Source organism: Methylophilus sp. QUAN (assembly GCF_015354445.1).
GTDB lineage: Bacteria > Pseudomonadota > Gammaproteobacteria > Burkholderiales > Methylophilaceae > Methylophilus.
Genome location: NZ_JADKYT010000001.1, coordinates 1,355,728 through 1,376,184, shown reverse-complemented (window position 1 = coordinate 1,376,184; position 20,457 = coordinate 1,355,728). Strand labels below are relative to the sequence as shown.

Below are 20,457 nucleotides of genomic sequence, written 5' to 3'. Positions count from 1 at the left end.
TAAATATAATTATTTTAAATAGTACCTTACAAAAAAAGCCGCCGCGAATATCGCGGCGTGAGCTTAGTCGTGATGTTTTTGTGCATCGCCAATATGGCTTTGGCCACGTAACCTCGCCAGTTTGACCTGTTTCTGGCGTTCGCGTAGCGACTCTTTTTTGTCTGCGGATAATTTATCAAAGCAGTAAGGGCAAGAAATACCTGCTTCGTATTGTTCGCTCTGCATTTCTGCCTGTGTCAGCGGCATACGGCAGGCATAGCACTGGTCATGGTCACCGACCTCCAGGCCGTGTTTAACAGCCACACGCTGGTCAAACACAAAGCAATCGCCCTCCCACAGGCTTTGTTCTTTAGGAATGGTTTCCAGATATTTGAGGATACCGCCTTGCAAGTGGTAGACCTCTTCAAAGCCCTGTTGCTTCATATAAGAAGAGGCTTTTTCACAGCGGATGCCACCGGTGCAGAACATGGCCACTTTTTTGTGCTTGGTTTTATCCAGATTATCTGCCACGTATTTGGGAAACTCACGGAAGGTGGTCGTTTTCGGGTCTACTGCATTTTTAAACGTACCAATATGCACTTCGTAATCGTTGCGCGTGTCGAGCACAATCACATCGGGATCAGAAATAATCGCATTCCAGTCCTCTGGTTTCACATAAGTGCCAACCACCAGATTCGGGTCTACCTCGGGCACGCCCATGGTGACGATTTCTTTTTTCAGCTTGACCTTCATGCGGTAAAACGGATGGCTGTCAGCCCAGGACTCTTTATGTTCCAGGTCAGCCAGGCGTGGATCCTGGCGCAAATGTGCCAGAATGGCGCGGATATCGTCCGGCGCACCGGCAATGGTACCGTTAATGCCTTCATTTGCCAGCAACAAGGTGCCTTTGATATGCAGCTTCTGGCAAGCCTCTAAAATCGGTTGTTGCAGGTCTTTGTAGTCATCCAGCGTGACAAATTTGTAGAGGGCGGCAGTGAGGAATTGGCTCATGTGACAATGGGATTTATTTCAAAAATGCGATTTTACCACTGTAACCCCCTGATGCAAAAAGAAAAACGGGCACCAGGCCCGTTCATCTCACATCGTTAAAACAGCCCATCAGGACTGAATTACCAGGATTTCTGCTTTGCCCAGGCCACCCATATCGCCCATCCAGCGCTGCACGCGTTGGCTGCTGATCTGCGCAAAACGGCTATCCAGCCGCTTGAAAGACTTATATAGAATATTGAGGAAGGGTAATTTATGGAACCCGCAGTCCACCCAGGTCGCTTGCTCGGCAGGCCTGTGAGCCAATAACAAAGTACCGCGCTTCATGCCATAGCCAAGGTGAGCGCCCGTGGTGCCAAGCACGCCCAACGTGCCCGCCATCATGTCAGAGCCACAATAATCACCGGTATTACCTTCAATCAGCAACATGCCGCGGCGCATACGGTCACCCGCACGCGCCCCTACATTGCCTGTGCAAATCAATACGCCATTTTGCAGTTGCGCGCCTAAAAAGTCCCCGGCATCGCCTGTCACGCTGATTTGGCCGGTAGTCATACCAAAGCCTATGTATTGATGGGCAGACGTGGTGTTTTTAAAAGTCACCGCCGCCGCTTCTGAAGCAGTGTCTACGCTGACTTCAAACACATCCGCCACACTTAGGTTAGCGGCCAGTTTGATGCTTGCAATCTCAGCCACTGTTTTGCCTTGCAAAGCTTCTGGCAACAAAGCGCGACAATCAACGCTACGTGAAACGGCTTTCGCCGTTAAAGTGATATGGCTCATGCGCTGACCTCCCCGCTTAAAATTGGGCGTAACTTAAAGTGATGCTGGCCTAACTTGCCGCCATAGTTACCGGCAGAAATACGCAAAATGCCATTATCTTTGCCCAGGCTGCAAGCCGCTTCAATCCCGGCTTTCATGGAAACCGCAATATCTTCAAACGTCAGGCCATTGACCACGATTTCCATCACACTTTCTACACGTGGATCGAGCTCGCTCTTGACCACACCTTTGAGTGTCGGGCAGAAGGCATCATTGGTACTGGCGAACATTTTGGGATATTTGCTACCAACCTTGGAGCCGGAACGCACCACACCACCAGGGAACGGCATAATCACATTAGGCAACTTGCGCATGGCATCAATCGCCGCTTCACAGGCCGTGAGCACTTGCGCCTGGCTGGCGCCCAACACCAGGAAGTTGCCGCCACCAATGGCGCGCACCATGCCAGTAGTTTCTTCGGTCAAAAATTCGCCATCCATGACCGGAATACGCCAGTAGCGTTTGAGCTTGCCATTCGCATCCGGGATTTGTTTAGACACCTGGTAACCATCGCCAAAAAAGCGCAAATGTTTGCCCAGGCTAATCATGTCTTCAGACTCAATGCCAGCAAATGCCGCCGCCGTTGGGCAAGTGAGGATACATTGCCCCATACGCGTTTCCAGCTGTTGCATCAGCACTTTGCTGCCCATGGCGAACATGAGTACGCTGAGGCCAGGACGACCATCTGGCGTTTCGTCCTCAGTCAACTCACGCTCTATGCCCGCCTCTACGCCACAACCAATCACGCTGGTGGCAAAGCCAGTCATGGCATTGGCAGCGTTATAAGCCCAGCGCAGGTTTTGCGCGGTAATCAGGATACGCGTGCCACGCATATTGAATGCTTCGGCAAAGGTATCGTCTATCTCTACTCCGTTAATCACCATAATTACCCCTGCGCATGGTTAATGACATGGTTGCGGCCATCTTCCGCAATATGGTCATTCGAAATTTTGAAGTTGTTCATTTGCATGGTGTGGTAGCGGTCAAAATACTGTTTGATGTCTTTTTCCACACCGACATCAAATGCTGGCTTGGCAGTATGCGTTGCACCCCATACCACTTTCACCACTTTACCCTCTTTCACCACCAGCTCGCCGTCTTTAAATACCAAGTCTGGCTTGGCAAACATGGCTTCTTTGTCGGCCTGGTCGGTATACACCGTAATATCCGCTGCCGCGCCTACGCCCAGATGGCCACGGTCTTGCAGGCCAATCAATTTGGCTGGCGCTGAGCGCGTCATGGTGGCGATTTCATACAAGCTATATTCACGGTCCAGTGATTTCAGGTTACTCATGGCCTGCGCATCCAGGTTGAGCTTGTCAAACGCATCGTTACGGAAGGTTTTATCCATCAGCAAACGAATCAGGTGCGGATAGCTGGTAAACGGCGCGCCGTTCGGATGGTCAGTGGTCAGGAACACGCGCCAAGGGTCATCCACACTCAAAAACACTTCCAGCCCAATCGCCCACTGCAAGGCATTCACATAGTTCTGGTCACGGTATTTAAACGGCACCACACCGCAACCGGCATCACACTCAATATCCATAATCACCGATTTTTTCGGATTGGCGACTTTGGCGTTCAAATGTTGCATCATATTATCGCCAGAGGCGGTCACGGTTTGACCGAACAGAATCTGACCCACATCGGCAGTAATATGTTTATTGCTATTGATCGCTTCAGCAATATTGGCTGCCGCAGAAGAAAACTTTTTATCGCCCTCTGTGCCGTAGCTGTGAAACTGGATATGCGTGAGATGCATGGGTAAGCCATCGCTAGCGCCCATGGTGTCTAACGTGGTCTGGAAGTTACCCGCCACGCCCAGGTTATTACAGTGCACATGCAAAGGCTTGGCAATACCGATCTCGTTCACCGCACGACTCAAAGCCTGCAGAATACGGCGCGGCGTGATGTGGTAATGGCTGTGCTGCTGATCTAAATCCTGGCGACGCTCATTGAATTTAAAGGCAGAAATACCGCCCGGGTTAACCACTTTAATGCCGATGGTTTGTGTCGCATGCAAGGTCCACGCCACGTAGTCGTTAATGGTTTTCTGGTCGGCATTCTGGCTGAGTAACCGTAAAAAATAATCATCATTACCCAACATGGCGTAGCCGCCTTTATCGATCATGGGCGTATCACCCATTTCCATATGTGCCTGACGCGCATTAACGGCCAAAATGGCAGGTTCAAACGCGGCGGTATAGCCCATTTCGATATAGCGCATGCCAGTATCTGTGGTGTTTGGCGTGGCGTGATGGCTACAGTTGGCGCCGCAAATATGTGCCTCAGGCTCTTCCAGACGGCGCATGGCCTGATATTCTGGCAGCAGCATACGCGCAATATTCACTTTACCGCCGCCGATATGGCTGTGCATATCAATGGCGCCAGCCATGACAATCTTGCCATTCAGGTCGTGCACCTGACCGATTTTTTCACTGTCAGCCGGTTTGGCAATAATACGGCCATCGCGAATATAGATATCCTGCACCACCCCATCTTTATGGTTGGCAGGGTCTATCACTTTGGCATTTTTGAGTAGCGTAATCATGCCAAATCTCCTTGTAATTGGGCTTCTATCAGGGCCACCACTTGCGATAAAGTCGGTAAATCAGAAGGTTTGGCGGCAGTCAGCGGCAGGGTCACTGAACCGTCAACACGGAACTGCTGGCCATTGCAATCCAGGCCAGGCGTCGCCACTGGAATAAACACAGCAGGCGTGACATCAAACTGGCTGTCAGGCGCGCCCAGCACGATGACCGGCCCCGTGCCAGCCGGCGGCATGGCGTCTGGGCTATAACTATTCACCCAGACGACTGCATCATGACTTTCCCACTCTGGTGCGTCAATAATGACGCCGTTGAGCCAGGTGTGCGCATAATTGACGCTGGTGTCGCCATCGCTACCGCCCATAGATAAACCCATGGCGCGGCTCTTCTGGTTGAGCGCGACCACGGTTTCGGTAATATTTTCAATGGTGAGTTCAGCATGATCGTAATGCAAATCTTTAGATACCCAGACCAGCGTGGCATATTTAGCTGCCTTCAAGGTATCCGCCAGCGTTTTTAACGTGCTGACGGCAATACCGGCAACTGAGGCTACCGTGACTGGCTTATCCATTACCAATGCACGCAAAGTCGCTACTACTTCAGGCAAATGCTCAGCAGCACACGCGATGACTTCTGGCGCACGGCCATCCGGTGAGATCCCCGGCTTGGTGCTCAACTTATCGCCACCCAGGTAAATAATCTTGCGCGCAGCAGGATCGGTAAACATGGCGTCATCAACCCAAACGACGCGATCAAAGAAACGCGTATTGTGGGTCACCACATCGGTGCCTATCATCAGAATCACATCTGCACGGTTACGCACTTCAGTCAGCGTCGTCGTCTGCCAGCCGCGGTGTTGCAACACTTTCATATTGCGCAGCGTGCTGCTGGCGTTCATGTGCGTCATCGCCGCACCTGTGTGCTGGGCCAGGCGCACCAAGGCGCGCGCGCCATGCACATCGGTACTACTGCCAGCCACCAGTGGTGTGTTTGCCTGCTTGAGCACGGCTACCGCGGCAGCAACCGCGTCTGTCAGCGACGCAGCTCGTCCGGCAATCTGTGGTTGTGCGCCCGTGCTTACCCGCGCATAGAATTTTGCTGCCTTGCCACACGAAAACTGCTGCCTGGCAATGGCATCCCCCGAAATATCGTCACATAGCAAGCCACAGGCCGGGCATGCATGCATACTGTCTTGTTGATTTGTCATGGCTTATGAGGTCTCTCGTTTTGATCGTCCATTTATTGAAAACGAATATACACGTGATCGTTGGAAACCAACACATCATAAAACATCTATGTTGGATAGATAAAAAAAATAAAGCAATGAATGCCTGCTATTTAAAGCAATAAACTGACAAAAGTCATCACTTAGATATATCAATGCGGTTTATCAATCACGTTAAAAATAGTAGAATGCTCGTTTGTTTTCTTGTTAATTAACTTATTGGAGTTCTCATGGCTTTAGAGCGCACACTCAGCATTATCAAACCAGACGCAGTTGCAAAAAACGTGATTGGTCAAATCTACACCCGTTTTGAAAACGCCGGTTTGAAAATCGTGGCTGCTAAATTCACGCAATTGACACAAGCTGAAGCTGAAGGCTTTTACGCTGTGCACAAAGAGCGTCCTTTCTTCAACGACCTGGTGAAGTTCATGATTTCCGGTCCAGTGATGATTCAAGCGCTGGAAGGCGAAAACGCTGTGTTGAAACACCGCGAACTGATGGGTGCAACCAACCCTAAAGATGCAGCGCCAGGCACTATCCGTGCTGACTTTGCTGAAAGCATTGATGCGAACGCTGTACACGGTTCCGACTCACTGGAAAATGCAGCGATCGAAATCAAATACTTCTTCGGTTAATTATTCAAGTTTCGTCTGCATTGACGTTTCAGTGATATCGAATTAGGAAATACACTTGGTTAATTTACTCAATCTTAACCAACCGCAACTCGCCGAGTACTTTGCAAGTCTCGGCGAGAAGCCTTTTCGCGCCAAGCAATTAATGCGCTGGATGCATCATTTCGGGGTGCTAGACCTCGATCAGATGACCGATATTGCCAAAACCCTGCGCGAAAAACTGCGCCAGGAAACCGAATTCAAATTGCCTGACATTCAGCTGGAGCAAGTGTCTGATGATGGCACTCGCAAATGGCTGGTCGGCACCAACAATCTTAAAGACGGCACCGCCAATAGCGTAGAAACCGTCTTTATCCCTGAGGATGACCGTGGCACATTGTGCATTTCCAGCCAGGTCGGCTGTGCTCTGGAATGTACATTTTGCAGTACCGGCCGCCAGGGCTTTAACCGCAACTTAAACGTCTCCGAAATTATCGGCCAGTTGTGGATCGCTAATCACGCTTTGCGCCAGGCGCCAGGCTACGATTTGCTGCCGCCCGGCGAACGGATTATCTCCAACGTGGTGATGATGGGTATGGGCGAGCCGCTAGCCAACTACGACAACGTGGTCACCGCCATGCAAATCATGCTCGATGACAGCGCCTACGGCCTCAGCCGCCGTCGCGTGACCTTGTCGACCAGCGGCATGGTGCCGGCCATGGATCGCCTGAAAGAAGACTGTCCGGTGGCACTGGCGGTGTCTTTGCATGCGCCTAACGACGCGTTGCGTGATGAAATCGTGCCTATCAACAAGAAATACCCGATCAAAGACCTGATGGCCGCCTGCGAGCGCTACCTGGTCAAGGCACCGCGCGACTTTGTGACGTTTGAATATGTGATGCTGGACGGTGTGAACGACACGCTGGAACATGCCAAACAACTGATTAATATTGTGCGCAATGTGCCGTGCAAATTTAACCTAATTCCTTTTAACCCGTTCCCTAACAGCGGTTACGGCACCTCCAAACCGATGCAGGTACGCGCGTTTCGTGATATGTTAATGCAGGCTGGGTTTGTCGTCACCGTACGTAAAACGCGTGGCGATGATATTGATGCTGCCTGCGGACAGCTCGCAGGCAAAGTGCTGGACAAAACCAAACGTACAGAAAAAACCATCGCGATTCATCCGGAACAGTAAGCCATGAAAACAACCTTCCTCACGCCATCCGCGGTCATGCTTACCTTGGCCTCTGCGCTGTGGCTGGCGGGTTGTGCACAAAACCCGTCGTCCAATAGCAACAATTCTCCGTATGACCAGCAACCCATAGGCCGCGAAACTGGCGATGTGGAGTCTGCACGCGTGCATACAGAGTTAGGGGCTGAGTATTTCCGCCTCAGACGTTACGACGTGGCACTGGAAGAATTTAACACCGCGATTGAGCGCAGCCCAAACTATGCGCTGGCTTACAATGGCCTGGGCCTAGTGTATGCGGCGATTGGCGAACAAGGCCGAGCTGAAGAAGCGTTTAAACGCTCTATCCAGTTGCAACCGGCTAACTCTGAATCACATAATAATTATGGCCGCTTCTTGTGCGACCAGGGCAAATATGACGCCTCACAAAAAGAGTTTATGCAGGCGGTGAAAAACCCGCTCTACAAAACTCCGCAAGTGGCGCTGTACAACGCTGGCGTGTGTGCGTTGCGGGCACAGCAAAAAACACAGGCAGAAAACTATTTCTTCCAGGCTTTGCAAGTTGATCCGTTAGCACACGCCAGTGCTTATCAACTGGCTAACCTGCAATTTTCACGTGGCGAACCGGCGCTGGCACTGAATACCTTACAAAATAGTGTGAACGTTGCCCCCACACCAGAGTCATTATTTTTGGCAGTACGCATTTGCCGGGCATTACACATGCCGGATGATGCCAGCTACTACAGCGTTCAATTGCATAAATTGTTCCCGAATGCCAACGAAACCAAACAATTGCTGAAAATGGAGTAAATGCGCGTGACGTCAGAAGACAAAACCAACGTCAACCCTGTAGCGGCAGAGGCAGCAGACAAACCTAAACGTGGTCGCAAACGCAAAACAGTGGCCGAGCCCGCCTCCGACCAGGCCTATCAGGTCGCCATGGAAAGCCAGGGCATAGAGAATCAGGTCATGAAAAGCCACGACATGGGAAGCCAGCAGCTGCAAACCAGCAGTGATGTAACGCAGGCCACCACTGCCGAGCACCCGGACGCCCCCGAAGAATATGGCGCAGCCATGGCCTTGGAAAGCGCGCCACAACCCGCCAGTGCCACGCTGGCCTATGGCTCAGGTTGCGGCAACGTGCTGAAAGCAGCGCGTGAGGCGCAAGGCCTGAGCATTCATGAAGTGTGTAGCCAGTTGAGACTAGGCCTCAAACAGATCCAGGCCATTGAACAGGATGATTTTGACAAGCTGCCACAGCCAAGCATTGTGCGTGGCTTTATTCGCAATTACGCCCGCCTGCTCAACATTGACGTCAACCCGATTCTTGAAGCCTATCAACGCATTGTGCCCAATAAAGCACCCCTGCCACTGAGCGTGCGCTCCAACGCCAGCCGGTCAGTGATAGATCAGCCAGCACCAGGATTCCGTCCGCAACGATTGCTGACATTCCTGATTTTTCTGGTATTGGCAGGCATTGCAGCCTATTTTTATATTAACCATATCAAGCCACAAGCTTTAAAAGATGCGGCTTTGGCCTTGGATGTGGATGAGATTGCTGAGACCACCGGGCAGGAAATTCCGATTCCGGTGCCTGAAGCTGCGCCTGCGCCAACCGACATTGCCCCAGTGGCTCCGGCGGCACAAAATGTAGATGCCAGCCCAGCAGCTGTGGATAATTCTGCAGTTGCTCCAGCGACGACTGGCAATGATGCAACCGCAAATGCAACAACTACATTCCCTGCGAATAACGCGGTGACAAATAACACCATTGTCAGCACGCCAACGCCAGCCACCACGCAGGCAGCAGAAGGCACCACCTTGCAGGCAACCGAGCCGCAAAAAGCCAGCCTGGTATTTAAAGTCAATGAAGACTCCTGGGTGCGTATTGAAGACCTGCAAGGAAAAAAAGTCTTTAGCGAAGTCATGCCTGCAGGTTCCGAGCGCCAGGTCACCACCGAAAAACCAGTCAATATTACTGTAGGCCATGCCAGCGGCACCCAATTGACGATTGATAACCAACCTTATGATTTAACACAGGCTACCCGTGGCCGCGTGGCACGCATTCAATTGAAATAACCATGATATCCCGTAGAAACACCCGTCAGGTAATGGTCGGCCATGTGGCAGTCGGTGGCGGCCTGGATGGCACGACCGTCTCCTCTGTCGTCGTGCAGAGCATGACCAATACTGATACTGCAGATGCACAGGCCACCATTGCCCAGGTCTATGAGCTGTGGCAAACCGGCTCAGAGGTGGTACGCATCACCGTCAACAGCGCTGAAGCCGCTGCACAGGTCTCCACGATTCGCAAAGGCCTGGATGCCTTGGGTTGCAATGTACCGCTGGTGGGTGACTTTCACTTTAACGGCCACAAGTTGCTGCAAGCCTACCCTGACTGCGCTGAAGCGCTGGCCAAATACCGTATCAACCCTGGTAACGTCGGCAAGGGCAGCAAGCGTGACGAACAGTTTGCCGCCATGATTGAAGCCGCCATCCACTACAAAAAGGCCGTGCGTATCGGCGTGAACTGGGGCAGTCTGGACCAGGCAAAAATGGCACAAATGATGGATGACAACGGCAAAGCCGCCAATCCTTTATCTGCCGATGCCTTGATGCGTGAAGCCTTGATCCAGTCTGCACTCGAAAGCGCGCAACAAGCGGTTGACCTGGGGTTAAACCCGAATCAAATCATTATTTCTTGCAAAGTGAGCAATGTACAAGACCTGGTTCTGGTGTATCAAGAGCTTGGCAAACGTTGCGACTACCCTTTGCATCTGGGCCTGACCGAAGCAGGTATGGGCTCAAAAGGCGTGGTCGCCTCCACCGCTGCCCTGGCCATTTTGCTGCAACAAGGCATAGGCGATACCATACGCGTGTCACTCACGCCTGAGCCTGGCGAATCCCGTACCAAGGAAGTGGTTGTCGCGCAGGAAATCCTGCAAACCATGGGCATACGCTCGTTTACCCCCTTGGTGACCGCTTGCCCAGGTTGTGGACGCACCACCAGCACCTATTTCCAGGAACTGGCATTGCAAATCCAGACCTGGCTGCGTAACCAGATGCCGGTTTGGCGTGCACAGTACCCTGGCGTAGAAACACTCAACGTGGCCGTCATGGGCTGCGTGGTCAACGGGCCGGGTGAGTCCAAGCTGGCTAATATCGGCATCAGCTTACCAGGCACGGGCGAAACCCCGGTCGCACCAGTATTTGTCGATGGCGAAAAAACCGTTACCCTCAAAGGTGACTATATCGCCGAAGAATTTCAAGACATTGTGGACGAATATGTCCGCACGCACTACGCAGAAGGTGGCAAGCTACGCGCTGCCAAAGCCAGCGTGATCCCTATCGTTGCTATTTAGTTTATGACGCAAAAATTTCAATCTATCAAAGGCTTCTACGACATTTTGCCGGAAGCCACTCCTCTCTGGTTTAAACTCGAAGATACCGCCCGCCGCATTTTGGGCCAGTATGGTTACAACAATATCCGCATGCCACTGGTGGAACCTACTGAACTGTTTGTGCGCAGTGTCGGCGAACATACCGATATTGTTGAAAAAGAAATGTATGCCTGGGAAGACAAGCTCAATGGCGACAAACTGACCCTGCGTCCGGAAGGAACTGCTGGCTGTGTGCGTGCGGTAGTTGAACATAACCTGACCTACAATGGCCCACAGCGCCTGTGGTATATGGGCCCGATGTTCCGCCATGAAAATGTACAAAAAGGCCGCCAGCGCCAGTTTCACCAGATTGGCGTCGAGGCTTTTGGCTTTGATGGCCCGGATGTCGATGCTGAACAAATCGTGCTATTAGCACGCTTGTGGCAAGCGCTGGGCATCGCCGACGTTGAATTACAGTTAAACAGCATCGGTGATGCGGACGAACGCGCACAATATCGCCAAACACTGATTGCCTATTTTGAGCAGCATGCAGACCTGCTGGATGAAGACGCCAAACGTCGTTTGCATAGCAACCCTTTGCGTATTCTGGATACCAAAAACCCACGCATGCAAGCCATGTGTGAGGCGGCCCCTAAATTAATGGACTGCCTGGGGGAGTCCTCCAAACTGCACTTCGCCAAATTGTGCGCCCTGCTCGACCAGGCTGGTATTGCTTACACCATTAACCATCGACTGGTGCGTGGGCTTGATTACTACAACCGCACCGTGTTTGAATGGGTGACCACTAAACTGGGCGCCCAGGGCACGATTGCCGGCGGTGGCCGCTACGATACTCTGGTAGAACGCATCGGCGGTAGCGCAACGCCTGCCTGTGGTTTTGGCATTGGCCTGGAGCGCGTGTTCCTGCTCATGCAAGAATACGGCGTGACCGCCGCCAACCAGGCGGATATTTACCTGGTCAATGTTGGCGACCTGGCCGAGCAGAAAGCCTTTACCGTCGCTGAAAGTCTGCGTAGCATGGGCTTGAACGTGGTACTGCACGCCGGTGGTGGCAGCTTCAAATCGCAAATGAAGAAAGCGGATCGCAGCGGTGCCAGATTTGCGGCCATTTTAGGCGATGACGAAGCAGCAGCCAATGAGCTCAGCCTAAAACCCATGCTGGGACAAGGCGAACAAGCACGCGTGAGTCTTGATCAGGTATTGAACATCGTACAATCCAGTTAATCGCTTCACGCCATAGGAGGCCGGATGTCAGAGCAAAAACACTTTTTTAATGCCATGACGGCATTGGGCCTGCTTCTGGCAGTGGGCATGGCATCGGCAGCCTTTATTCTGGGCGTGCAGGCAAAACATGCCGTTTCCAGCCAGCAATCCATTACCGTGAAGGGCCTGGCAGAAAAACCAGTCAAGGCAGATCGCGCGCAATGGACGATTAATATCGGTGTGGTCGCACCTACACAGGCCGAAACCCTGCAAGCCATAGACCGTGAGCGTGCCGTCCTGGCAAATTTTTTGGACCTGCAAGGCCTGGATTCCAGCATGCGCACGGTAGATGTGCAAACGCTGGGGCCGCATTACGAAGAAGAATATGTCCACGACAGCCCACGCCAGGTACAACGCGGCTTTGAGGGCTATCAAAGCGTGCATATCAGCAGCAAAGATCTCAAGAAAATTGCGGCCGCCAACCAGGCAATTTTGACTTTACGCGCAGATAATCACCCGGTCACCTCACAACCACCCGAATACCTGGTCAGCAATCTGGAAACCGTCAAAATGTCACTGATTGCAGATGCAACCAAAAATGCACGCACGCGGGCGACCGAGTTTGTTAAACAGGATGGCGTCAAGGTAGGCGTCATGAAGTCTGCCAGCCAGGGCGCGTTTTATATTTTGCCTGCCACCGGCGGTGAAGACAGCGACAACAGCTACGGTGGTATTTACGATAAATCCACCGTGGATAAAATTGCCCGTGTGGTAGTCACCGTGGTGTATAACATCGAATGACTGAAATTTTACGCATCGACCAACTCAGCATCTCGCCAGCCCATGCACCTGAGCGCACACTGGTCAAGCAGGTGTCTTTCGCGCTGCAAAGGGGCAAAACCACTTGCATCGTCGGCGAATCCGGCAGCGGCAAAAGCCTGACTGCACTGAGTGTGATGAAATTACTTTCACCGCAATTGCGTATGCAAGGGCAAGTGTTTTTTCAGGGCCAGGACATCAGCCAACTCAATGAAACTACCATGCAGCACCTGCGCGGCAGACAAATGGGTATGATTTTCCAGGAGCCAATGACATCACTCAACCCGGTGCTGACCATAGGCTTTCAAATCGGCGAGCCATTGCAAACACATCTGGGACTCAAAGGCCAGGCGCTCAAACAAAAAGTCGCCGCCTTACTGGAACAAGTCGGCATAGACCCAGCGCGCGCGGACAGCTATCCCGACGAGCTCTCTGGCGGCCAGCGCCAGCGCGTGATGATTGCCATGAGCATTGCCTGCGAACCTGCCTTACTCATCGCAGACGAGCCCACCACGGCACTGGATGTCACGGTACAGGCGCAGGTGTTACGCCTGCTGGACGATTTGAAAAATCGCCTGCACATGGCCATGCTGTTTATCACCCATGATTTTGGCGTAGTCGCCGACATTGCAGACGAAGTCATCGTCATGTTTCGCGGTGAAATCGTCGAATCCGGCAGCGTGGCGCAAGTACTGCAATCGCCGCAACATCCTTACACTCGCGCCCTGCTGGCCTGCGTGCCCGATGCCGAAGGCAAAAAAGTGCTACAGCCCATGACTTACGACTGGCTTGCGCCCGCCTGATGGAGTCACCATGACTGATATATTGCTGCAAGCACGCCACCTCAATAAAACCTACAGCCAACGCACAGGCACGCTGGGGCTCAATAGCCATACCATACATGCCTTGGCTGATGTCAACCTGCAACTCAAACGCGGCACGACGCTGGCCGTGGTTGGGGAATCCGGCAGTGGCAAATCCACGCTGGCACGCGGCATTTTGCGCTTGCTGCCATTAGATAGTGGCGAAGTGATTTTTGACGGCCAGGACTTTCTAGCGCTGGATAAGAACGCCCTGCGCACTGCACGGCGCCATATCCAAATGGTATTTCAGGATCCGTTTGCCTCGCTGAACCCGAGAATGCGCATTGGCGACATTATTGCGGAAGGCCTGGTCATCCATCGTATCGGAAATGCCCAACAACAACATGACAGCGTCGTACAGATGCTGAAAAAGGTTGGCCTGCAGGCGGATGATGCGCGCAAGTATCCACATCAGTTTTCCGGCGGCCAGCGCCAGCGTATTGGTATAGCCCGTGCGCTTATTTTGCAACCAAAATTGCTGGTTTGTGACGAACCAGTGTCCGCACTGGATGTGTCAGTACAAGCGCAGATATTGCTTTTGCTCAAGCAACTACAGCAGGAAATGGGACTCAGTTATTTATTTATCACCCACGATTTACGCGTGGTCAGGCACATTGCCGACGACGTACTGGTGATGCAAAAAGGCAAAGTAATTGAGCAAGGAAGCGTAGAAACCATTTATAATGCTCCCCAGCAAAAATATACACAACAGTTACTTAGCGCGATTCCCGGCCATGGGCTACGCGCTATAACCGCTTAATCTCACCCTCATTCAATAAGAACACGCAGGAACATTGCAATGGCATACGATTTGGAAGAACAGGAACAACTGGACGAGTTTAGAGCCTGGTGGAACAAAAATGGAAAACTGGTCACCCGCCTGGTGATTGCCGCTGCTGTGGCTTATGGTGGCTGGCAAGGTTACCAATCCTGGATGAACAGCAAGGCGACGGCCGCCTCAACCGCTTACCAAACGCTGGTCAGCACCCCATTGCTGGACGTAGATAGCAAAAAAGCCGAACAGATCAGCAAAGACGCTGAAGCCATTGAAGCAAATTACAGCATGACACCGTATGCTGGCCGTGCTGCCCTGTTTGCTGCGCGTGCATTGCATGAAGCCAACCAATCTGAAGCCGCCGAAAAGCAATTGCGCTGGGCCATGGCAGAAGCCAAAGAGCCTGCCATCAAACACATGGCTGCCGTTGAAGTTGCCGGTTTGCAAATTGAACGTAACGCACTGGATGATGCCAAGAAGACCCTGGCCGCGATTGATGACAAAGGCTTTGATGGCATTAAAAACGCATTGCTTGGTGATATTTATATTGCCAACAAGCAAGAGAAAGAAGCCAAAGACGCTTATAACAAAGCATTGCAAGGCCTGGACCCTGAAGGCAAACTGTTTTACCTGACCCAGCAAAAGCTGGATGCCTTGGGATAATTGCCAATGAGGTCTCTCTTTCCTGCTCTGCGCCACCAGCCGCAATCCCTTAAACATGCGACGCTAGCCGCCTTGTTCCTGCTTGGCAGCGGGCTGTCTGCATGCACGGCATTCAATGATGTTAAAACCAATATCAGTGAAAGTATTTTTGGCGCAGAACCGGCCAATCCGCCTGTCGAACTGGAAGAGATCAAGTCCTCTTATGAAACCCGCATCCAATGGTCTGTGGATGTAGGGAACCCTGGCCGCTTTACCTATGCGCCAGTGCTGGCAGACAACCTGATTTATGCTGTCAATGCTGAAGGCAGCGTGATGCAACTGTCGGCTGAAACCGGCAAAACTATCTGGGAAACCGAACTCGGTGAGCCCATTAGCAGTGGCGCAGGCCTGGGTGGCGGCCTGGTATTGGTCGGCACCAGCAAAGGTCATTTATTTGCGTTAAATGTTAACGGTAAAAAGCTGTGGAGTGCCGTCCTCAGCAGCGAAGTACAAGGTCAGCCACGTTATTACGATGGCACGGTCATTGTCCGCACCAGCGACCACCACATTTATGGCATTGACGCCGCTGATGGCCGCCGCAAATGGTCCTATGAGCGCGCAACCCCTTCACTGTCACTTAAAACGCAAGCTGGCATTGTGGTCGATAGCGGCGCCGTCTATGCCGGTTTTCCAGGCGGCAAACTGGTCGCCATTCGTGCTGACAATGGCAAACTGGTTTGGGAAGCCACCGTCGCCCAGCCCAAAGGCGTGACAGAAATCGAACGTATTGCTGATATCACCAGCCTGCCGTTTGTCGATGGGCCGGTCGTGTATGTTGTCGCTTATCAGGGCAAAGTGGCCGCCGTTGACCGCCAGCGCGGCCAGGTAGTATGGAACCGCGACATTTCCAGCTATGTCGGCCTGACCGAAGATAATAATAAAGTTTATTTAAGCCATACCATGGGCTCTGTCTACTCACTGGACAGCACCAATGGCAAAACCTTCTGGCGCCAGGGTAACCTCGGCTACCGCAACTTGACCGTCCCACTGCCATTGAGCAATGTGGTCGCTGTCGGCGATCTAGAAGGGTATATCCACTTACTTAGCCAGGATGATGGCAGCTTTGTTGGCCGCCTGCAGTTGGGTTCCAAACCCATTATGTCACTGATTGCGGGCAGCAATGCCAATCAATTCTTTGCGCAATCGCGTGACGGCCACCTTTACGCAGTCACATACAAATAATGCTACCTACCATCGTACTTGTTGGCCGACCCAATGTCGGCAAATCTACTTTATTCAATCGCTTGACCCGGTCACGCGATGCGCTCGTGGCTGACCTGCCTGGATTAACCAGAGACCGTCACTATGGCCGCGGCCTGGGCGCCAGCCAGCCCTACCTGGTGATTGATACCGGCGGCTTTGAGCCAACAGCAGACACCGGCATTCTCAAAGAAATGGCCAAGCAAACCCTGCTGGCGATCGACGAAGCCGATGTGATTATCTTTTTGGTCGATGCACGCGCAGGCCTGACACCACAAGAATTTACCATTGCGCAGACCTTGCGTAAGGCACAGCGCCCTATCCTGCTCGCCGTCAACAAAACCGAAGGCATGCGCAAAGCCATCGTCAGTGCAGACTTCCATGAGTTGGGCATGGGGGATCCTTTGTCTATTTCATCTGCCCACGGTGAAGGCGTACGCGACCTGATCGAGCTGGCACTGGAAACTATCAGCGAAAAAGAGCCTGAAGCCACCGAACCGGTTAATCATGACACGCCAAGAATCGCCATTGTCGGCCGTCCTAACGTCGGCAAGTCGACACTGGTGAACGCGTTGCTCGGCGAAGACCGGGTGATTGCGTTTGACCAGCCTGGCACGACGCGTGATTCCATCGAAATCGCGCTTGAAAAGAACGGCAAGCAATACACCATTATTGATACGGCTGGTGTGCGTAAGCGCGGCAAAGTATTCGAAGCCATCGAAAAATTCTCCGTCATCAAAACCATGCAGGCGATTGAAGACGCCAATGTGGCTATTCTGGTCGTCGATGCCAAGGATGGCATTACCGAGCAAGATGCACACGTCGCGGCGTATATTGTTGATGCCGGTCGCGCACTGGTGGTTGCCATTAACAAATGGGATGGCCTGCAGGATGATGAACGCGAGTGGATCAAGCGTGAAATCGACCGTAAATTACAGTTCCTCGACTTTGCCAAGTTCCACTATATTTCAGCCCTGCGCAAAAAAGGCCTGAATGAGTTACTGGGCTCGGTAGATGTGGCCTTCAAGGCCGCCATGGCTAAACTGGCAACCCCTCAGCTAACACGCGTGCTGGGCGAAGCCACAACGCAGCACCAGCCACCCATTAGCAAAGGCATCCGCCCTAAACTGCGTTACGCCCACCAGGGCGGCAGCAATCCGCCGATTGTGGTGGTGCACGGGAACCATGTTGATGGCGTCAAAGCCAGCTACACCCGCTACCTCGAAGGCATTTTCCGCAAAGCCTTCCAACTGGTAGGCACCCCTTTACGTGTGCAATATCACCAAGGCGAAAACCCGTTCGACAAACAGGAAGATGAACGCAAAAAAGGCGAAGGCCTAGTTACCATGCGTCGTCGCAAAAACGAGATGCGCGCCAAGCTGAAACAGCGTAACGAGCAAAATAAAACTAAAAAATAAGACTGATGTGGTGAGCAGCCGCCCTGCTCACTCACCCTGGCATCAGTTTAATGTCGGCAATTTAATTTCATAGGTTTGCCAATGCGTGTGCTCAGCCAGTTTGTCATAACAGGCTCTTGCACGCAGGTTATTTGCTGCGGTCATCCAGCGAATCACTGACCATTTATTTTGCTGTCCAATCTGGGCCACAGCCTGAATCAACTGCTGCGCAATCCCTTGCCCCCTGGCTTCCGGCACGACAAACAAATCATCCACATAAGCTCCCATTGACGCCGCCAATGGCCGCGCAAATACGCGATAATGCAAAAAACCTAATACCTGCCCCTCTGCACTCTCTGCAACCAAGGCATAGATCGCGGGTGGAGATTGCTGTAGCCATTGCCAGACCTGGTCACGCATGGCGGATGTTTGCCTGACCGCATAAAACTCGGCATACGCGGCATATAACAGGCACCAGTTTTCATAGTCTTCTAACGCGATGGGTCTAACCGTCACAAGTGGTTGTTTAAGCATATAGTAAGCTCAATAGCATGTTAAAAATGCGGGCAATAAAAAAGGGACCACGAGGTCCCTTTTAAATATATTGCTCAGGTTATCGCAGTGTCGGTAACAGTTTCTTGGCACTCACGCCCAGTTCCTGCGCCATGCTGGCACCCAGTTTCTTGGCAAAACGATCGACCACGGTTTCCTGATAAGTGAAATCGACAATATCAGACTCTTTGATCACCTCACGCGCGACATACTCAGCGCTGCCCTGCGCATCCGCCAGGCCCAATTTGATACTTTCTTCGCCGTTCCAGAACAAACCACTAAAGGTTTCTTCATTTTCTTTCAGGCGACTGCCCCGGCCTTCACGCACCACGGTAATAAACTGCTGGTGAATCTGGTCGAGCATGCTTTGTGCCAGTGCCTGTTGCTTTGGATTCACCGGTGAGAATGGATCCAGCATGCCTTTATTAGACCCGGCTGTCATCAGGCGGCGCTCAACGCCGACTTTTTTCATCACTTCGGTAAACCCATAACCATCCATAAGCACACCGATAGAACCCACAATACTGGCTTTATCGACAAAAATTTTATCAGCGGCGACGGCAATGTAGTAACCACCAGATGCACAAATGTCTTCCACCACTGCATACACCGGAATTTCCGGGTGTAATTTACGCTGACGGTGAATTTCGTCATTAATAATGCCCGCCTGTACTGGGCTGCCGCCCGGGCTATTGATACGCAAAATAATGCCTTTGGTACCTTTGTTATCATAGGCATCATTCAGGCTGCTAATCACCGCATCGGCATTCACCGCCCCGCCTGCTTCGATCACACCCGAGAGGTCAATCAGGGCCGTGTGTGCGGTCGACGCATTTTTGCTTTGGCCCACCCAGCCCAAAAATGTCATGAGCAGGAAAAACAGGTAGATAAAGGTCAGTGATTTGAACAATATCGACCAGCGTCTGGCGGATTTTTGCTCTTGCAGCCCGGCCAGCGCAATTTTTTCCACCGTGCGAATGGCCCAGTCCGGCGACTGATTCGCTTGTTTCGGGTCGGATGACTGCTGATTTTCTTCTTGCATAACTCAACTTTCGTCAATAAATTTTAGCTATTCTAACAACTTTTAGCGGCTTACCAGGATTCTATTTTTAATCCCGGAAACACCCTAGAATTGATTCAGGTGCACAGTAATCACACCCGCTTCTTCTGTCACCGGGATGGCAGATAAACGCTTGCCCTGGCAAGGGCCCACCACGCAGTGCCCAGTTTGTGGCGCATACATCGCCCCATGCGTGGCACAAATAATCCACTCCTGGGTCATATTGAAAAACTTGCCATGTTCCCAGTCTAGCTCAACCGGCACATGAGCACAGCGATTGACATAGGCATAGGCCTTGCCTTCAAAACGCACCAGAAAACCGGTGGCATGCGGCCCCAGTACCGGCATGGCAAAACGCAAGCCATCGCCTTTTTCCAGCAAGGCATCGCTGTTAAACGTTAACGCGGTCTCACTCATGCTTGTTCCAGCAGCCAGGCACTTAATGTTGCCACATCGTGAAACAGGTAATCTGGCGAATACTGCTGTAAATGGCTGGCTGTTTGCGAACCATAACTGACTGCCGCTGTGATGACCCCGGCATTTTTACCCATTTGCATATCATATTGCGAGTCGCCTATCATCAGTGTACGTTCAGGCATGACCACCAATTCGTCCATGAGCTCATCCAGCATTTGCGGATGTGGTTTGGAAAAACACTCATCCACGGTTTTGGTCGCATTAAAAAATTTGGACAACCCTGACTGCTGCAGCGCGGTGTTTAATCCACGCCGCCCTTTGCCAGTCGCCACCGCTTGCTTGCAACCTTTACGGTCTAAGGTGGCAATAGTGTCAGCAATACCGGCAAATAATAAGATGTTGTTTTCGTTGGCGTAATAAAGGCGCTGGTAGTTGTTTGCTAACGCCTGCGCCTGAAACTCGGGGATATCGCCATACAATACCTCGATCGACTCCCGCAACCCGAGGCCAATGATGCTACGGGCACGTTCTTCGCTCAAGTCAGGCAGTCCGGCCTGCTCAGCCGCTTTAATCAAAGCCTGCGTAATCATGCCGGTAGAGTCAGCAATGGTGCCGTCCCAATCCCAGACCACTAAATCAAACTGTTTCACTGAATTATTTTCCTAATATGCTTTACGGGCAA

Annotated in this window: 21 protein-coding genes; 12 read left to right on the top strand and 9 right to left on the bottom strand. The window is 52.1% G+C overall.

The genetic code is table 11. The features are described 5' to 3' along the window. Window positions 1–63: 63 nt before the first annotated feature. The 5 genes from INP79_RS06785 to INP79_RS06765 form a co-directional block, all read right to left on the bottom strand. Window positions 64–990, bottom strand: a complete 927-nt coding sequence (locus INP79_RS06785; protein ID WP_194753449.1) for a rhodanese-related sulfurtransferase — start codon at window positions 988–990, stop codon at window positions 64–66. A gap of 108 nt (window positions 991–1,098) precedes the next feature. Next, window positions 1,099–1,770, bottom strand: a complete 672-nt coding sequence (locus INP79_RS06780) for a formylmethanofuran dehydrogenase subunit C (protein ID WP_194753448.1) — start codon at window positions 1,768–1,770, stop codon at window positions 1,099–1,101. Continuing rightward, window positions 1,767–2,693, bottom strand: coding sequence for a formylmethanofuran--tetrahydromethanopterin N-formyltransferase (fhcD, locus tag INP79_RS06775; RefSeq protein WP_194753447.1), 927 nt, complete (start codon window positions 2,691–2,693; stop codon window positions 1,767–1,769). The genes INP79_RS06780 and fhcD overlap by 4 nt, the downstream gene beginning before the upstream one ends. A 2-nt stretch (window positions 2,694–2,695) precedes the next feature. Then, on the bottom strand, window positions 2,696–4,360 hold the full coding sequence (locus INP79_RS06770; protein ID WP_194741810.1) for a formylmethanofuran dehydrogenase subunit A: 1,665 nt from the start codon (window positions 4,358–4,360) through the stop codon (window positions 2,696–2,698). Further along, entirely contained in the window at window positions 4,357–5,565 is a 1,209-nt protein-coding gene (locus INP79_RS06765) for a formylmethanofuran dehydrogenase (RefSeq protein ID WP_194753446.1), read from the bottom strand. The genes INP79_RS06770 and INP79_RS06765 overlap by 4 nt, the downstream gene beginning before the upstream one ends. A gap of 248 nt (window positions 5,566–5,813) precedes the next feature. On the opposite strand from INP79_RS06765, the gene ndk reads away from it, so the two are divergent. Genes ndk through der form a run of 12 tightly spaced genes read left to right on the top strand, consistent with a single transcriptional unit; the run spans window position 5,814 to window position 17,767 of the window. After that, entirely contained in the window at window positions 5,814–6,218 is a 405-nt protein-coding gene (ndk, locus tag INP79_RS06760; RefSeq protein WP_055825381.1) for a nucleoside-diphosphate kinase, read from the top strand. Between the two features lie 55 nt (window positions 6,219–6,273). Continuing rightward, window positions 6,274–7,392 (top strand): 23S rRNA (adenine(2503)-C(2))-methyltransferase RlmN, encoded by a 1,119-nt coding sequence (gene rlmN, locus INP79_RS06755; protein WP_194753445.1) that lies wholly within the window; start codon window positions 6,274–6,276, stop codon window positions 7,390–7,392. A gap of 3 nt (window positions 7,393–7,395) precedes the next feature. Further along, window positions 7,396–8,196: a type IV pilus biogenesis/stability protein PilW gene (pilW, locus tag INP79_RS06750; RefSeq protein WP_194753444.1), complete on the top strand. Its 801-nt coding sequence runs from the start codon at window positions 7,396–7,398 to the stop codon at window positions 8,194–8,196. Further along, the gene (locus INP79_RS06745) at window positions 8,197–9,465 is read left to right on the top strand and encodes a RodZ domain-containing protein (RefSeq protein WP_194753443.1); all 1,269 of its coding nucleotides are present in this window, start codon (window positions 8,197–8,199) and stop codon (window positions 9,463–9,465) included. It begins immediately after the preceding gene. 2 nt (window positions 9,466–9,467) lie between these two features. Next, entirely contained in the window at window positions 9,468–10,748 is a 1,281-nt protein-coding gene (ispG, locus tag INP79_RS06740; RefSeq protein ID WP_194753442.1) for a flavodoxin-dependent (E)-4-hydroxy-3-methylbut-2-enyl-diphosphate synthase, read from the top strand. Between the two features lie 3 nt (window positions 10,749–10,751). After that, entirely contained in the window at window positions 10,752–12,011 is a 1,260-nt protein-coding gene (gene hisS / locus INP79_RS06735) for a histidine--tRNA ligase (protein WP_194753441.1), read from the top strand. A gap of 24 nt (window positions 12,012–12,035) precedes the next feature. After that, on the top strand, window positions 12,036–12,791 hold the full coding sequence (locus INP79_RS06730; protein WP_194753440.1) for an SIMPL domain-containing protein: 756 nt from the start codon (window positions 12,036–12,038) through the stop codon (window positions 12,789–12,791). Next, window positions 12,788–13,612: an ABC transporter ATP-binding protein gene (locus INP79_RS06725; RefSeq protein ID WP_194753439.1), complete on the top strand. Its 825-nt coding sequence runs from the start codon at window positions 12,788–12,790 to the stop codon at window positions 13,610–13,612. The genes INP79_RS06730 and INP79_RS06725 overlap by 4 nt, the downstream gene beginning before the upstream one ends. 10 nt (window positions 13,613–13,622) lie before the next feature. Then, window positions 13,623–14,432, top strand: coding sequence for an ATP-binding cassette domain-containing protein (locus tag INP79_RS06720; protein WP_194753438.1), 810 nt, complete (start codon window positions 13,623–13,625; stop codon window positions 14,430–14,432). Window positions 14,433–14,471: 39 nt separating this feature from the next. Continuing rightward, window positions 14,472–15,110: a tetratricopeptide repeat protein gene (locus INP79_RS06715; RefSeq protein ID WP_194753437.1), complete on the top strand. Its 639-nt coding sequence runs from the start codon at window positions 14,472–14,474 to the stop codon at window positions 15,108–15,110. A gap of 6 nt (window positions 15,111–15,116) precedes the next feature. After that, window positions 15,117–16,331 carry an outer membrane protein assembly factor BamB gene (gene bamB, locus INP79_RS06710; RefSeq protein WP_194753436.1) on the top strand — a complete coding sequence of 405 codons (1,215 nt, stop codon included), beginning with the start codon at window positions 15,117–15,119 and terminating at the stop codon, window positions 16,329–16,331. Continuing rightward, the gene (gene der, locus INP79_RS06705) at window positions 16,331–17,767 is read left to right on the top strand and encodes a ribosome biogenesis GTPase Der (RefSeq protein ID WP_194753435.1); all 1,437 of its coding nucleotides are present in this window, start codon (window positions 16,331–16,333) and stop codon (window positions 17,765–17,767) included. The genes bamB and der overlap by 1 nt, the downstream gene beginning before the upstream one ends. A 42-nt stretch (window positions 17,768–17,809) precedes the next feature. Here der and INP79_RS06700 read toward each other — a convergent pair whose 3' ends face one another. From INP79_RS06700 to INP79_RS06685, 4 genes are all read right to left on the bottom strand, one after another. Further along, a complete protein-coding gene (locus tag INP79_RS06700) occupies window positions 17,810–18,280 on the bottom strand; it encodes a GNAT family N-acetyltransferase (protein WP_194753434.1) in 471 nt (156 codons plus the stop codon). A gap of 79 nt (window positions 18,281–18,359) precedes the next feature. After that, complete coding sequence (locus INP79_RS06695) at window positions 18,360–19,340, bottom strand: S49 family peptidase (RefSeq protein ID WP_194753433.1); 981 nt, start codon at window positions 19,338–19,340, stop codon at window positions 18,360–18,362. 84 nt (window positions 19,341–19,424) lie between these two features. Then, window positions 19,425–19,775, bottom strand: coding sequence for a Rieske 2Fe-2S domain-containing protein (locus INP79_RS06690; RefSeq protein WP_194753432.1), 351 nt, complete (start codon window positions 19,773–19,775; stop codon window positions 19,425–19,427). Next, complete coding sequence (locus INP79_RS06685) at window positions 19,772–20,425, bottom strand: HAD-IA family hydrolase (RefSeq protein WP_194753431.1); 654 nt, start codon at window positions 20,423–20,425, stop codon at window positions 19,772–19,774. Before INP79_RS06685 ends, INP79_RS06690 begins: the two co-directional genes overlap by 4 nt. Between the last annotated feature and the right edge of the window lie 32 nt (window positions 20,426–20,457).

Coding starts and splice junctions, on each gene's coding strand:
- INP79_RS06785 (WP_194753449.1), bottom strand. CDS start 990: ATGAGCCAATTCCTCACTGCCGCCCTCTACAAATTTGTCACGCTGGAT.
- INP79_RS06780 (WP_194753448.1), bottom strand. CDS start 1,770: ATGAGCCATATCACTTTAACGGCGAAAGCCGTTTCACGTAGCGTTGAT.
- fhcD (WP_194753447.1), bottom strand. CDS start 2,693: ATGGTGATTAACGGAGTAGAGATAGACGATACCTTTGCCGAAGCATTC.
- INP79_RS06770 (WP_194741810.1), bottom strand. CDS start 4,360: ATGATTACGCTACTCAAAAATGCCAAAGTGATAGACCCTGCCAACCAT.
- INP79_RS06765 (WP_194753446.1), bottom strand. CDS start 5,565: ATGACAAATCAACAAGACAGTATGCATGCATGCCCGGCCTGTGGCTTG.
- ndk (WP_055825381.1), top strand. CDS start 5,814: ATGGCTTTAGAGCGCACACTCAGCATTATCAAACCAGACGCAGTTGCA.
- pilW (WP_194753444.1), top strand. CDS start 7,396: ATGAAAACAACCTTCCTCACGCCATCCGCGGTCATGCTTACCTTGGCC.
- INP79_RS06745 (WP_194753443.1), top strand. CDS start 8,197: ATGCGCGTGACGTCAGAAGACAAAACCAACGTCAACCCTGTAGCGGCA.
- ispG (WP_194753442.1), top strand. CDS start 9,468: ATGATATCCCGTAGAAACACCCGTCAGGTAATGGTCGGCCATGTGGCA.
- hisS (WP_194753441.1), top strand. CDS start 10,752: ATGACGCAAAAATTTCAATCTATCAAAGGCTTCTACGACATTTTGCCG.
- INP79_RS06730 (WP_194753440.1), top strand. CDS start 12,036: ATGTCAGAGCAAAAACACTTTTTTAATGCCATGACGGCATTGGGCCTG.
- INP79_RS06725 (WP_194753439.1), top strand. CDS start 12,788: ATGACTGAAATTTTACGCATCGACCAACTCAGCATCTCGCCAGCCCAT.
- INP79_RS06720 (WP_194753438.1), top strand. CDS start 13,623: ATGACTGATATATTGCTGCAAGCACGCCACCTCAATAAAACCTACAGC.
- INP79_RS06715 (WP_194753437.1), top strand. CDS start 14,472: ATGGCATACGATTTGGAAGAACAGGAACAACTGGACGAGTTTAGAGCC.
- bamB (WP_194753436.1), top strand. CDS start 15,117: ATGAGGTCTCTCTTTCCTGCTCTGCGCCACCAGCCGCAATCCCTTAAA.
- der (WP_194753435.1), top strand. CDS start 16,331: ATGCTACCTACCATCGTACTTGTTGGCCGACCCAATGTCGGCAAATCT.
- INP79_RS06700 (WP_194753434.1), bottom strand. CDS start 18,280: ATGCTTAAACAACCACTTGTGACGGTTAGACCCATCGCGTTAGAAGAC.
- INP79_RS06695 (WP_194753433.1), bottom strand. CDS start 19,340: ATGCAAGAAGAAAATCAGCAGTCATCCGACCCGAAACAAGCGAATCAG.
- INP79_RS06690 (WP_194753432.1), bottom strand. CDS start 19,775: ATGAGTGAGACCGCGTTAACGTTTAACAGCGATGCCTTGCTGGAAAAA.